This window comes from Arthrobacter rhamnosi (assembly GCF_054510855.1).
Map to the genome: position 1 here is coordinate 261,984 of NZ_JBTNDT010000003.1, position 12,165 is coordinate 274,148.

Consider the following 12,165-nt stretch of genomic DNA (forward strand, 5'->3'; position numbering starts at 1 on the left):
TATGCCAAGTACGTGTAGACGTGTCGTCGGCACCCTTATCGATGGACAACGGGAGAGCAGCGGCTACTTTTCGTCCAGCTCAGACGTGGGCTTGCCCAGGCTCCATGGCTCCTCCGGCTCCATGGACTCCACAGCTTGAACCGTGTCGACCTCCCACTGCTCGGAAGCTTCAGTCAGTGGAAGACGGACCGGATTCCGATCGCCCTCATCAGTGAATTCCGGGTAGGTCAGCGGCACGTTCTCGGCGCTAGTCATTCGCCGATCTTACTCACCACCCTAGAGATTCGACGTGGGCGCAAGCCTCTTGCGCTAAGACATCTTGTGCGAGCTTGCGTAGCAGACCCGCGTTGCATCAGGTCTAGACCCTCGCACGTTAGCGTTGAAGAAGCCGCAGAAGGACCGTCTTACGGGCAGTGGGCGTAGTCCGCATCGCGGAGACGACGGCATGGATCCGCAGGGCGGTGGCCTCCTCCCGATCCGTTGCCGACGACGTATGGGTGACTCGGCGCAGACCCAACCCGTCAAGGGTGGATCGAGGCTAAGTCCGTGCCGCTGGGAGCGCCCGTGCCAGGTCGGAACATCACTGAAGGGACGCGACCCCTCAACACGGGTCACTTTCGCACCCGATGCCGAGTGTCGTCACTCGGGATGCTGCCTGTGGTCTTCGACGTCTGGTTTCGCCCGCAGGACGTCGGCGATCTCTTCCTCCGGACGCGGCGCGATGGTCTCGTTAACCTCGAGCTCTGGGACGGTCGGCTCATCCGGGCCGGGAATGTGCTCCTGAGAGAAGTGCTCGTTGTGGGGAGGCACGGGGGATTCCTTCGGTCGGCAACATCCACAGCGTATACCGATTTAGCTGCCGCCGAGCCACGCATCCTCTGCTGCGCACAGGGCGGGCTCGGCGCAACCAGGCTCGTTCGACACGCCAAGTAGCGGTGCGAAAGGACGGCCACATAGCCCTGCGATTCGCAGTTCGCAGTCACGGGACAATGCAGTCATTCTCTCGCACGTTGCATTGAGGTACACGCTGCGCAACACCGACCGTACGCAAGGCGATCCCCCAGCGTGCGCTGACAACGTCGTGGCGAGTTGGGTTCTACTCGTTGTATTCCGCGTCAGCGAAGGCTCTCACTTCTGCTCGGAGTTCCTCAGCTATCTTCGCACCGTCAGTTCTCCATGCGGCTTCGTGCTCAGGCGGACTCCAAGCGTGTAGATGTAAGCTCTGGGCCTCCCACGTGTCATACCAGGCGCGAAGCCTCTGCGTCAGGTGCTCTGACAGTCCGAAGTCTGCAGGTTCCATTGTGTACTTGGTGGGACGCTCAGGCGTGCTGTTCTCCCACAGCGGCCAACGATGGCCGTAGTCAGGAAACAGGCGGATGGTGCGGCGGGTGGATTCCTGTGCCATAGCCGAATAGTAAAGCTGCCGGCACAATCTCCTCGAAAATCGTGCAGGGGGTTCAGCCGCCGCGTCTCGCCGGAGGATCAACTTGCGGCCCGAACGTAGCTGGCTGGGGCAGGTTTTGGGGGATACGAAGCTCTCCCCACCCGAAATGACTTTCGGCAATGAAGTCCTGAAGCTCGCCTCGCACAGAACGAACGAGCGCGTCCACGCCATCGTCAAGGCGGAGACTGCCAGATCCGCCCTCTTCGCCCAGCACCTGCCACCGGACCCAAGTGTCGTTCGTCTTGATGACGGTATCGGCGGGAAGGTCTCTGCCATTCGCACCGTCGGCGACCCTCTCCAGCCGAAACGTCAACGATCCTAACTCTGTGGGGCTGAGCATCGACTCGAAGATGGGCTCAAGGAGTCGCTTTACGTCTCGCACGTACTTCAATTCGGCCATGTGCTCACGAAAGCGACCCCAAAGCGGCCAGCGCCTGACTTGACTGCCCGTAGGCCGATCTTTCAGCGGGAAGAACCTCACTGAATTGGTTTGGTCTGGGGCAGGATATGAAGTGTGGTCAAGAGAACGTCTGATGAGGCGAGCCCCCAGGTCCTGTCCAAGAAGGAGTACGCGAAGGAGCTGCTGCGGTTGCAGGAGGAACTTGTCGCCTTGCAGGAGTGGGTGCGCAAGACCGGGACGCGGCTGGTTGTTCTTTTCGAAGGACGCGACACAGCCGGTAAGGGCGGAACGATCCAACGCATCAGCGGTGCGTTGAACCCGCGCTCGTGCAGGGTTGTTGCACTTCCAGCTCCGACTGAACGTGAACGTTCGCAGTGGTACTTTCAGCGCTATATTTCCCACTTCCCAGCGGCAGGGGAAATGGTGCTGTTTGACCGGTCTTGGTACAACCGGGCCGGTGTGGAGCGGGTGATGGGGTTCTGCACTGAAAAACAGTATGCCGACTTCGTCGATACTGTGCCCATGCTCGAGGAGGCGTTAGTTTCCGACGGAATCGTTCTGGTGAAGTACTGGTTGAGCCTTTCCGACTCCGAGCAACGCCGTCGATTCCAGTCCCGTATCGATAACCCGGCCAAGCGATGGAAGTTGAGCCCTATGGATCTTGAGGCACAGGCCCGGTGGGTTGACTACGCCGAGGCGAAGGACAAGATGTTCGAGTTCAGTGACACTGAGCGCAGCCCATGGTGGGTGGTGGACGCCGACAACAAGAAGGAGGCACGGCTCAACCTGATAGCTCATCTGTTGTCGCTGTTCCCGTATGAGCAGCCGGAGTTGCCGGACATCGAGTTGCCCGAGCGCCAGAACCGGGCCTATGAGCGGCCGCCGTTGGACCGCCAGCGGTTCGTGCCTCAGCGCTACGAGATCGGGACATCGGAAAAAGGGCCGAAGGGCGAAAACGAATCTGCCTAGCCTAAATTCCGCTGAGGGGAGCAATCGTCGATTGCTGCGACAAGGGTCTCGTCGTTGGATTCCAGATCCGCCTGCACTAGCTGCCGATTGGTGCACGTATGCGAATCCCCGGTCGCACTTAGCTTTCAGTCAAACCTCACGAAAGCTCGTATGGATCCTCCAGCGAATTTGACTGTCTGCGTGTAGCCAGGAGGTTTGTAGAATGCTTTTTGCTCTGGCTCGTCATCAGTGATGAGGACCTTCTGCCGTACGTGCGGGTACTGTTTGAGGGCTCGCTCCGCAAGAGCACGTCCTAAACCCCTCCTGTGGTGTGATGGCCGGACGAGGATGTCTTGGAGGTAGCAGATCGAAGCACTGTCGGAGATCACGCGTGCCAGTCCAACAAGCATCTGGCTGTCGCGGGCAGCCACGAGTGTCGACGATCCTTCGAGTGCTTCTTGAAGAGTGTCTGGATCCTTGGTGTAGGCAAGCCATTCAACCGCGTTGTAGAGCGAGAGAACGTCGCTCAGCGCTAGATCCTGAGCCTTCACTACCTCGATCGTGGTCATGATCCATCGAAATACAGAGCAAACTCCCGTCTGTACTCGAGGTCTCGCATGTGCGCGCTGGAGGATCGGTCAGTGGACCCTCGCCGTTGTGTCGGATGTGACACTGCTTGAATAGAGCATACGAATTGAATGATCGAACTAGGGGATGTGACGTGACACCAGCGACCGGAGAAGCCCACGATGGCTGGAGCCGGGGAAGGTGGCGCAACCCGCCCGTAGGTGTGGTCGTTGATGGTCGGACTCTGCAGGTAACCGCAGCGGAGAACAGTGATGCCTGGAGGCACACCTCATATGGCTTCGTCCATGACAGCGCGCATGCCTTGTTGGCACCGCTGCCCGTAGAAGGGGCGATGGAGGTCTCATTTCTTTTGGATTACACCGAGCAGTTCGACCAGGCAGGGATCTATCTTCACGTATCGGAATCCGTATGGATCAAAGCCGGTGTAGAGGTGTCCGACGGAATCCCACAGGTTGGGGCCGTCGTCACACACGGGGTCTCTGACTGGTCAGTAGCACCTGTTCCTGAGTGGATTGATCGGGAAATCACAGTCCGCCTAAGCAGGGCCGGTAACGCCGTCACCATCAGAGCCCGCGCCGGAGATGAGCCTTTCCGGCTCATTCGCGTCGCCCCTCTTGGCGAAACCGCGAGTGCCGAAGCCGGCCCATTTTGCGCCTCTCCCACTCGGGCGAACCTCACGACCACCTTCACCCGATGGGTCGGAACCAATGCAGATGCAACGCTGCACCTCGGACACGACTAGAGCCACTACCCCCATCCGCGGGGCGTACTCGAGACGGCAATGGATCTATGAGTGGGTCGGTAGTGGGTGTGGGGTTACTGGTTTGTTTGGTGCGGGTGTTGTTCGGTGATGGGTTTCGGCTCGTAGTCCGAGGTAGGTGCCGGTGATGATGAGGCCGGCTCCGACGATGCCTAGGAGGTGGAGTGTTTCCTGGCCGATGCTGAGTCCGATGAGGACCGCCCAGATGGGTTCGGTTCCCATGAGGAGACTGGCCCTGGATGCAGAGGTCTGCTGAATGGCCCAAGTCTGTACGAGGAAAGCGAACACGCTGCAGGCGACTCCGAGGTAGAGGACGCCGATCCATTCCCCGGTGTTGAAGCTCCGCACCGCGTGGAATACGTCGTGGTAGTCGGCGACGGTGTAAATGAGGGCGCAAACCGCGCTCTGGATCAGGGTCAGCGTGAGCGCGCTGAACCCGCGTCCTCGAGTGAGGGCAGAGACCGCGGTGACATGTACAGCGCGCACCAGTGCCGCGCCGAGGACGAGCATGTCCCCGGGAGTCGGTGCCACAAACCCGTTCCCGGAGACGAGCAGGCACACACCCACGACCGCGACGATCCCGGCGATGACCAGCGGGCGCGGCAGTGGTACGCGGAAAGCGATGCTCTCGGTGACGGGGGTGAACACGATGACGAGACTGATGATCAGTCCCGCGTTCGTGGCGCTGGTGCCGGCGATCCCATGGGTTTCCAGGATGAGCACGGCGGCCTGGGTGAAACCTAAGACCGCGCCAACGATCGTTTCGTGGCGTGTGGCTCGACGCCGGTTCCAGAACAGCCAGATCACCACCAGTGCCACGGTGGTGATGAGGAAGCGTAGGGAAAGAATCACCGTCGCCCCGACGGTATCCGTGAGGGCCTTCGCCGCCAGGTAGCTACTGCCCCACACGAAAGCGACCAGAAGCAGGAGCAGGTCCACCCTGCGTGCAGTAAGAAACCCACCAAGAGTATTTCGATAACCAGCGAGTGAGGTTCCCGGTGTCCGGGTCAGTAGAGATGAAGGCACTTCCTCAGTCTGCTGGTGATGCATCAGTAAGACGAGAGGGAACTTGGTGAACCACTGGTTTAGTGTTTGCTTATGGATCTTCACCAGTTACGGTTGCTCCGCGAGTTGGGTGAACGGGGCAGCCTCGCCGCCGTGGCTCGATCCCATCACGTTTCGGCGTCCGCGGTGTCGCAGCAGCTCACGGCGTTGCAACGCGGGGTCGAGGTTCCTCTGACCGAGCGTCGGGGACGGAACCTCGTTTTGACTGGTGCTGGTCAAGCCCTGGCGTCAGCTGCGGTGGATATCAGTGTCGCAATGAGCTCCGCGGAGCAGGCTGTCAGCCGGTACGTGCAGGACCCTACCGCGACGGTGAGTGTCTCGGCGTTCACCAGTGCCGGTTTGACCTGGTTCGGCCCGCTGCTCCAAGCCCTCTCAGGCAAAGGGACGCCGCGGCTGGTCCTCCATGACCGTGACGTGGGACAGGATGCTTTTCCCGCCCTGACCGCCGACTACGACCTGGTCATTGCGCACCGCCTCGAGCACAGCAACCCGTGGCCGGATACGATCACTGCCCTGCCGCTGGTGTGTGAGCCCCTGGACATCGCCATGTCGGACCGGCACCGGCTCGCCGGCGCCCCGAGCGTCGGCGTCGCAGACCTCCTCGAGGAGGAATGGGTATCCGTCCAGGACGGATACCCGCTCGAATCCGCCCTGCAAGCCATCGCCGTTCACGCCGGCAAACCCTGCAAGGTCACACACCGCATCAATGAATTCCTTTTAGCGGCCGCGATCGTCTCGGCCGGTTCTGCGATCGCGCTGATGCCCCGCCACACTGCACCCCCACCATCCAGCAGTGGGATCGTCCTGAAATCACTCCACGACCTACCACTGGCAAGGCACGTCGACATCCTCTGCCGACCCGAAGCCCTCCACCGCACCGCCGTTCGCAAAGTCGTCACCACACTCCAGAACCACACAACCACCGAAGATCGCTGAGGGTTTCCTGAACGTGAGGGTAGGTGTTCGTCTAGGCACTCGCCGAGCGGTGAAACGTCGAACTGCTCACCCTCGCTGCAAAACGCCGCAGTGTCACAGTCACGGATCCTTCTCGCCCTGTCGGCCTGGAATCACGCTGCACTTACTGATTCTTCCCGGAGTGGCGACGAATATTGAGCAAGCTTGCCGCGCCTATGACCAAGCCGGCGAGGAGCCCGGACACGCCCGAGCGGGCAACGCCGACGGAAGCGCCGAGTGGCGTTAGGTCGAGGAGGAAAGTTGCTCCAGCGAAGGCCCCTCCCATGAGCAGCGGGAGCGCGATCAGCAGTACGCCCAGAACAACCGGCGACTTGTAGGAAGCGTCAGTACGCTCCATTAGAACCTCCATTTCCTATGTGGGAGTTTTAATGACCTGACGACCGACCGCGCAGCCGCATGCACCTTCTCATCCCCCTGGACTTGCTTTCGTCTCCGCAGGCTACCGTCAAGCGCAGGGCGGAGGTGCTAGACGTCGTTGTGCGTCACCGCCCTGTCCTGCGTCATCCGCTAGTGAAGCGCTCCTACTAGCGGTTCGAGTTTGTGGGCCGATCGTCTTGTGCCCTACCTCGGCCCAGCCTGCACCCGAGCTCCACCTCTCACCCGGCGTCGTAGGCTGGCCGCATGTTCTCCTTCATCGGCAGGCTCCCGCAGCCCGCGAAGACGCTGTACGTCCTGATCTTCCTCGCCTTCGTGCTGCTGTTCGTCACCTTCGTCATGGATCTCGCGGAAGCACGGAGATTCGCTTTCGCGGGAGTGGGCACCCTGTTCTTCCTGCTGGGTCTCTGCGCGAGCCTGAACATCAACGGCACCGCCGACGGGATGGCATCTGCCATCAAGGAGTACCGGCCCATGGGCGCCGACTACTCGCGGTCCTTCCTCTCGACGCCCCTTTACGCGCGCCTCTTCGGCATCATGGCGGTGGTCGTCGGATCAGTCTTCGCCGTGACGGCGGTCGTCTCCCCCGGCCGCCTCTGAGCACTCCGGCCTCGTCCGTGGGCTTCGACTGGCCACTCACGTGTGACTCTCCGCGAGAGTGGCGGGGTCACAGGATGTACGTCAGCTAGTTCACAGCGGAGCGACCGCCCTCGATGTCTCTCCCGAGGGAGAGCTGACTCCCTTCTTCGACCTCGTCCACGTCAGCATTATCGGTACGACCCGACACGGTCTCGGGCTCTCGGTTGGGCAGTGGGACGCGTCCGGTCACCCCCGATGATCCTCGTGCCGCCTGGACCTGGTCGACCGCCCCTCTGACGACAAGAAGGCGGCGATCGAGGCGATCAGCGCCGAGTTCGCCCACCTCGATGCCTATTGGACAACGCCCTCGGGCGCCACGACCCCCTTATCGGACGCCCCACCAGTACCCATCTCGACGTCGTCGATGACTGGCCCAACACGCGCCACCAAGGCCCACAACAACATCCCCCGACATCTGAGCTCGTCACGCTCAGCCTGCCCGGCCAAGGATCGGCTCACGAAACGAGAGAACGGGCTGTCTCTTGCGTCCCTTCCCCGTCGTTGCCGACTGTGCCACGATGGTCGACACAACTTCATGGGGGATGCAATAATGCTCAACTACCGAATTGCATTGACCGCTGGTCTTTTCACGCTGCTCGTTGGAGCATGCACGGCTTGCACTGCGGAAAGGCCATCCGCTGATGGTCTGCCGTCCTACAACTCGCTGGAAGAAGTCCGGCAGGCGGTATCCGGGCAACTCGACTGCCTGGAAGACCCGCCCTCACCCACCGCAGTAATGGGCACTGATGGACAGATACCCACCGAGTCGGTGAAGTGCACGCAGACCGTCGAAATCTTCTACTTCGAATCACCAGACGCGCGAGACGACGCGTTCACAGTGATGGCTGATGCTGCGGAATCTGACGGCTCCGTGTATTTCGCCGAGGGTAAAAACTGGTTCGTCGTCGACTACTCCGAGGTCGGGGTCGGCACCACAGATCCTGAACCCCTGGACCTCTCAGTGCTGTCCGACCCCCTCGGCACCCGATTCACCGAAGTGAGCTGAGGACGAGACAGCCGTCCGTTCGAAGATCGCGTCCGGGCTGTGCCTCGCCGCAGTACTACGGTGGTCGATATGCCGAAAAATACCTGGTTAGCGGCCATCGCTCTTCTTTCAATCAACGCTGCGGGCACCCTCAGCTTCTTCTTCTTTTCCCTCCCCGAGCGGTCGGAATGGGGCGACATGACCACCGGAATCATTTGTTGCATGGTGGCGACGCTTTTGATCATCAACTACAGGAGAACCTACGGATCGCACGTGGATGCGCGGTCATGAGTGCTGCTTCTCGAAGCGTCCTAGCCAGGACAGGCTTTGATCAATACGGACTTGCATCCGGGTACCTGAAGATCGCAGGCAGCTGGCCGGACCACCTGCTGTTCCCGCGCTTGGACGGCTGGGTTCGGTAGCGGACCGTTGTTCGAGCGACGAAACGGACCAGATGGAGGGAAACCGGTCGGCGCTCTGGGAAGGGAAGGAGATGTCCATCGAGCTCTACGTTCATGTCGCTCTCGCGCCGATGCTGCAGCTCGGGCTGAGCCATCGAGAGATCCCTCCTGCAGGAGAAGCGGGTCATTGAGAAGCGTAGCTACTGACCCGCTGAAGGATCAGCCCGGGATCGTCATGCTACCCTTCCACTGATGAGAAGGTTGACCTGGAGTTGGTCATGATTCAGAGGTGGCATTGTGCGCATAGGCGAATTGGAGCAAAGGTCCGGCGTGCCGGCGCGAATGCTCAGATACTACGAGGAGCAGGGCCTGGTGACACCGCGCCGTCTCGACAACGGTTACCGGGAGTATGACGAATACCTTGTGGACCGAGTGGCGAAGATCCGCGGACTCATCGATTCGGGTATCCCGACCAGGATCATCGGCAACATCCTGCCGTGCCTGAATCAGCCGCAGACCGTCGTCGTGGACGACGCGGACCCGGAACTCCTGGACATTCTGCGAGAAGAGCGGGACCGGATGACCCACAAGATCGACGTCCTTTCGCAGAACAGGGACGCCATCACCCGCTACGTCCAGGCACTGGAGGCCGCCGGCAGCAAGAGCGGCACCCGCAAGCGACAGCCGGCGTAGCAGCACGCCCACGATTTGACCTTGCCATTAGTGTGAAGGTTGCACCATGGGTAGGTGACTTCCTCCTCATCTTCGAAAATGATCCTCGGCCTGCAGCTGGGCAACGGATACGGCGCCCACGGATCGGCCTGGCGCGCCGCAGGCGTGGATACGGCCAATTACACCGACTTCGACGCCCAGGTGCGCTACGCCCAAGCTGCCGAACGGGGCAAGTTCGCGTTCCTGTTCCTGCCCGATTTCCTGGCCTACAAAGCAGACGGCGTACAGGAAGCGCCCATGCTCACCCTGGAACCCATGCTCACCCTGGCGGCCATAGCCCGCGCGACAGAGCGCATCGGCCTCGTAGCGACCGGCTCTACAACCTTCAACGAGCCCTACAACCTCGCCCGCCAATTCAAGGCCCTGGATGTGATGAGTCACGGCCGGGCCGGCTGGAACGCCGTGACCACCAGCGACCCTGGTTCCGCTGCGAACTTCGGGGAGGAAATTGCGCCTCGACCCCAGCGCTACCAGCGGGCGCACGAAACCATCCAGATCACGCAGGCTCTCTGGGGCAGCTGGCAGCAGGACGCCTGGATCAGGGACGCGAAGAACGCCCGGTTCGTCGACCCGGAGAAGATCCAGGCCATCAACCTGAAGGGAGAATATGTCGCCTCGCGCGGGCCACTGCCCATCCCACCTTCGGAGCAGGGCCAACCTGTGGTCTTCTCGGCCGGCGGAGGCGCGAATGGACTCGAGATTGCCGGTCGGTATGCCAACGCCGTCATCGGCGCCGTGTTCACCATCGAGGACGCGTGCACCCAGCGCGAAGCCGTCCGCGACGCGGCACGCAAGGCGGGTCGCAATCCTGACGAGGTGAAGTTCATCGCCGGGGTCATGCCGGCCATCGCCGCCACCAAGCGGGCGGCCCTGGATCGCCGCGTAGCCCTCGGCGACCGAGCCGCCCCGGCCCTCATCCCCTATCTCGGCTCCATGCTGGGACTCACGCTCGATGCGAGCCAGATCGACGAACCACTCAGGCCCGCCCAGCTGACAGCAGCCCGGCCCAGTCCCTTCGACCCCCGCTCCCCCAAGGCGCTGGAGGTCGCCCGCGAAGGATGGACCCTCCGCGACATCCTCGCCCACGGGGTCATCGACTACCATCCCGCTCCCGTAGGCCCGGCGTCCGTCACCGCGGACCACCTGCAGGAATGGTTCGACGCCGGCGCCTGCGACGGCTTCTGGGTGTCCATCGATGTCTACGAGGACGGGATCGACACCTTCGTCGACGAAGTCGTCCCCCTGCTGCAGGAGCGCGGTCTCTTCCACGACGACTACGAAGGAACCACCCTGCGCGACCACCTCGGCGCCCCCGCCCAGTACGGTGTGGACAGCCGACTCACGGATGACGCCGAATGACGACGACCCCCAGCCGTCACAGCCACGTTCACAACCAGAGCCCCGGCGTTGATGCCAGTCTTTTCCGCAGTACTGTCGGCCGTTACGCCTCAGGTATCACGATCATCACCGGCCTCGATGACCAGGGACCGATCGGATTCACCTGCCAATCGTTCTACAGTGTCTCCGTCGACCCGCCGCTGGTGTCCTTCAGCGTCATGAAGACCTCCACCACCTACCCGAGGATCCGCGACACAGGCTCCTTCACGGCTAACGTCCTCGCCCGCGACCAGGAAGCACTGTCGAACCAGTTCGCTCGACGAGGCACGGACAAATGGGCAGGTATCCCATGGAGTCCGACAGCACAGGGCAACCCGATCGTTGAAGGAAGCCTGGCCTGGTTCGACTGCATGATCTGGGCCGAACACGACGCCGGCGACCACTTCATCGTGCTCGGACGCGTCATTCAACTAGGAACATCCCCTGACGGCCATCCCGGCCCCCTGCTGTACTTCCAAGGCCGACACCGGACCCTCCAGGAGCTCGACCCTGCCTGATGCGTGCGTGCACCGTTTCCACTGATCAGTGGCCCCACATTCGTCAGCACTCGGGTATGACACCCCCATTTGACCTTCACACTAGTGGCAATGTTGATGATGGAAGGACAGATATCGCACGAGGGAGACACATGAAGATCGGAATCATCGGCGCGGGCTCGATCGGCTCGACCATCGCCCGGCGGCTCAGCCGCCATGGACACGACGTAGTGATCGCGAACTCCCGCGGCCCGGAGACCATCGACGCCAGAGCCTTGAGTACCGGCGCGCGAGCCGTTCCGGCGTCCGAAGCGGCCATCGACGTCGACGTCCTCGTCGTCTCGGTCCCCCTGAACCGCAATGAGAACATCGCCGCCCATGTCCGGCGCGCTCCCGAGGCCGCCGTCGTCATCGACACGTCCAACTACTACCCGGCACGCGACGGCATCATCCCCGCCTTAGCTGAGGGGCAACCCGAGAGCGCCTGGTTGTCCGAGCTCTTCGGCCGCCCCGTCACGAAGGCCTGGAACGCCATCACGTCCCAGTCCTTCGACGCCAAGGCCACTGACGCCGGTACGGCAGGCCGTGTTGCCATCCCGGTGGCCTCCGATCACGACGACCACCGGAAGGTGGCGATGTCCCTGGTGGAGCAGACCGGCTTCGACGCTGTCGACGCCGGCGTTCTCGCCGAGTCGTGGCGGCAGCAGCCCGGCGCCCCCGTCTACTGCACGGATCGGACGGGTGAGGAGATGCCCGCCTTCCTGGCAGCCGCCGAGAAAGAGCGGGTCCCGCAGCGCCGGGATCTGGCCATGGAGGCCATCGGCTGGTACATCGACGCGGGCGGCAGGCCGGACGGCAAGTTCCTCGTCGCCATCAACCGCGCCTGCTACAGCTGACGCTGCGGCCCCGCAACTTCCCCCTCCACATACCAATGCGCACCTACCCGTGCGTCCTCATACGCAAGCCAGGATGAAGACCG

At 62.1% G+C, this 12,165-nt stretch carries 16 protein-coding genes; 10 read left to right on the plus strand and 6 right to left on the minus strand.

All coding sequences use genetic code 11. The annotated features are described in order from the left end of the window. Positions 1-63: 63 nt before the first annotated feature. The 3 genes from ACX80I_RS07885 to ACX80I_RS17280 form a co-directional block, all read right to left on the minus strand. Entirely contained in the window at positions 64-255 is a 192-nt protein-coding gene (locus tag ACX80I_RS07885) for a hypothetical protein (protein ID WP_459344563.1), read from the minus strand. A gap of 384 nt (positions 256-639) precedes the next feature. Continuing rightward, positions 640-810 carry a hypothetical protein gene (locus ACX80I_RS07890; RefSeq protein ID WP_459344564.1) on the minus strand — a complete coding sequence of 57 codons (171 nt, stop codon included), beginning with the start codon at positions 808-810 and terminating at the stop codon, positions 640-642. 286 nt (positions 811-1,096) lie between these two features. Then, positions 1,097-1,720: an immunity protein CdiI family protein gene (locus ACX80I_RS17280; RefSeq protein WP_525929866.1), complete on the minus strand. Its 624-nt coding sequence runs from the start codon at positions 1,718-1,720 to the stop codon at positions 1,097-1,099. 238 nt (positions 1,721-1,958) lie between these two features. On the opposite strand from ACX80I_RS17280, the gene ppk2 reads away from it, so the two are divergent. Next, a complete protein-coding gene (gene ppk2, locus ACX80I_RS07895) occupies positions 1,959-2,813 on the plus strand; it encodes a polyphosphate kinase 2 (RefSeq protein ID WP_459344565.1) in 855 nt (284 codons plus the stop codon). A gap of 125 nt (positions 2,814-2,938) precedes the next feature. Here the strand turns inward: ppk2 and ACX80I_RS07900 are convergent, their stop codons facing one another. Continuing rightward, on the minus strand, positions 2,939-3,361 hold the full coding sequence (locus tag ACX80I_RS07900) for a GNAT family N-acetyltransferase (RefSeq protein ID WP_459344566.1): 423 nt from the start codon (positions 3,359-3,361) through the stop codon (positions 2,939-2,941). A gap of 152 nt (positions 3,362-3,513) precedes the next feature. Between ACX80I_RS07900 and ACX80I_RS07905 the strand changes: the two genes are divergently transcribed. After that, positions 3,514-4,122, plus strand: coding sequence for a DUF1349 domain-containing protein (locus tag ACX80I_RS07905; protein ID WP_459344567.1), 609 nt, complete (start codon positions 3,514-3,516; stop codon positions 4,120-4,122). A 45-nt stretch (positions 4,123-4,167) separates the two neighbouring features. Here the strand turns inward: ACX80I_RS07905 and ACX80I_RS07910 are convergent, their stop codons facing one another. Continuing rightward, positions 4,168-5,250, minus strand: a complete 1,083-nt coding sequence (locus ACX80I_RS07910; RefSeq protein ID WP_459344568.1) for a DMT family transporter — start codon at positions 5,248-5,250, stop codon at positions 4,168-4,170. Here ACX80I_RS07910 and ACX80I_RS07915 point away from each other — a divergent pair. Then, positions 5,239-6,141, plus strand: coding sequence for a LysR family transcriptional regulator (locus ACX80I_RS07915; protein WP_459344569.1), 903 nt, complete (start codon positions 5,239-5,241; stop codon positions 6,139-6,141). The genes ACX80I_RS07910 and ACX80I_RS07915 overlap by 12 nt on opposite strands. A gap of 142 nt (positions 6,142-6,283) precedes the next feature. Here ACX80I_RS07915 and ACX80I_RS07920 read toward each other — a convergent pair whose 3' ends face one another. Continuing rightward, a complete protein-coding gene (locus tag ACX80I_RS07920) occupies positions 6,284-6,517 on the minus strand; it encodes a hypothetical protein (RefSeq protein WP_459344570.1) in 234 nt (77 codons plus the stop codon). Between the two features lie 284 nt (positions 6,518-6,801). Between ACX80I_RS07920 and ACX80I_RS07925 the strand changes: the two genes are divergently transcribed. The 7 genes from ACX80I_RS07925 to ACX80I_RS07955 all read left to right on the plus strand — a co-directional run bounded on the left by ACX80I_RS07925 (position 6,802) and on the right by ACX80I_RS07955 (position 12,082). Further along, the gene (locus ACX80I_RS07925) at positions 6,802-7,155 is read left to right on the plus strand and encodes a hypothetical protein (RefSeq protein ID WP_459344571.1); all 354 of its coding nucleotides are present in this window, start codon (positions 6,802-6,804) and stop codon (positions 7,153-7,155) included. Positions 7,156-7,744: 589 nt separating this feature from the next. Next, on the plus strand, positions 7,745-8,200 hold the full coding sequence (locus ACX80I_RS07930) for a hypothetical protein (RefSeq protein ID WP_459344572.1): 456 nt from the start codon (positions 7,745-7,747) through the stop codon (positions 8,198-8,200). Between the two features lie 69 nt (positions 8,201-8,269). Further along, positions 8,270-8,470 carry a hypothetical protein gene (locus ACX80I_RS07935; protein ID WP_459344573.1) on the plus strand — a complete coding sequence of 67 codons (201 nt, stop codon included), beginning with the start codon at positions 8,270-8,272 and terminating at the stop codon, positions 8,468-8,470. Between the two features lie 407 nt (positions 8,471-8,877). Further along, entirely contained in the window at positions 8,878-9,273 is a 396-nt protein-coding gene (locus tag ACX80I_RS07940; protein ID WP_459344574.1) for a MerR family transcriptional regulator, read from the plus strand. A 54-nt stretch (positions 9,274-9,327) separates the two neighbouring features. Then, positions 9,328-10,671, plus strand: a complete 1,344-nt coding sequence (locus ACX80I_RS07945) for an NtaA/DmoA family FMN-dependent monooxygenase (protein WP_459344575.1) — start codon at positions 9,328-9,330, stop codon at positions 10,669-10,671. Further along, complete coding sequence (locus ACX80I_RS07950; protein ID WP_459344576.1) at positions 10,668-11,207, plus strand: flavin reductase family protein; 540 nt, start codon at positions 10,668-10,670, stop codon at positions 11,205-11,207. The genes ACX80I_RS07945 and ACX80I_RS07950 overlap by 4 nt, the downstream gene beginning before the upstream one ends. Before the next feature lie 56 nt (positions 11,208-11,263). After that, positions 11,264-12,082, plus strand: coding sequence for an NADPH-dependent F420 reductase (locus tag ACX80I_RS07955; RefSeq protein WP_459344577.1), 819 nt, complete (start codon positions 11,264-11,266; stop codon positions 12,080-12,082). Positions 12,083-12,165: the final 83 nt, after the last annotated feature.

What these genes read in the sequence shown, in the direction of transcription:
- ACX80I_RS07885 (WP_459344563.1), bottom strand. Translation starts at nt 255, where the DNA reads ATGACTAGCGCCGAGAACGTGCCGCTGACCTACCCGGAATTCACTGAT.
- ACX80I_RS17280 (WP_525929866.1), bottom strand. Translation starts at nt 1,720, where the DNA reads ATGGCAGAGACCTTCCCGCCGATACCGTCATCAAGACGAACGACACTT.
- ACX80I_RS07900 (WP_459344566.1), bottom strand. Translation starts at nt 3,361, where the DNA reads ATGACCACGATCGAGGTAGTGAAGGCTCAGGATCTAGCGCTGAGCGAC.
- ACX80I_RS07915 (WP_459344569.1), top strand. Translation starts at nt 5,239, where the DNA reads ATGGATCTTCACCAGTTACGGTTGCTCCGCGAGTTGGGTGAACGGGGC.
- ACX80I_RS07920 (WP_459344570.1), bottom strand. Translation starts at nt 6,517, where the DNA reads ATGGAGCGTACTGACGCTTCCTACAAGTCGCCGGTTGTTCTGGGCGTA.
- ACX80I_RS07925 (WP_459344571.1), top strand. Translation starts at nt 6,802, where the DNA reads ATGTTCTCCTTCATCGGCAGGCTCCCGCAGCCCGCGAAGACGCTGTAC.
- ACX80I_RS07930 (WP_459344572.1), top strand. Translation starts at nt 7,745, where the DNA reads ATGCTCAACTACCGAATTGCATTGACCGCTGGTCTTTTCACGCTGCTC.
- ACX80I_RS07935 (WP_459344573.1), top strand. Translation starts at nt 8,270, where the DNA reads ATGCCGAAAAATACCTGGTTAGCGGCCATCGCTCTTCTTTCAATCAAC.
- ACX80I_RS07950 (WP_459344576.1), top strand. Translation starts at nt 10,668, where the DNA reads ATGACGACGACCCCCAGCCGTCACAGCCACGTTCACAACCAGAGCCCC.
- ACX80I_RS07955 (WP_459344577.1), top strand. Translation starts at nt 11,264, where the DNA reads ATGACACCCCCATTTGACCTTCACACTAGTGGCAATGTTGATGATGGA.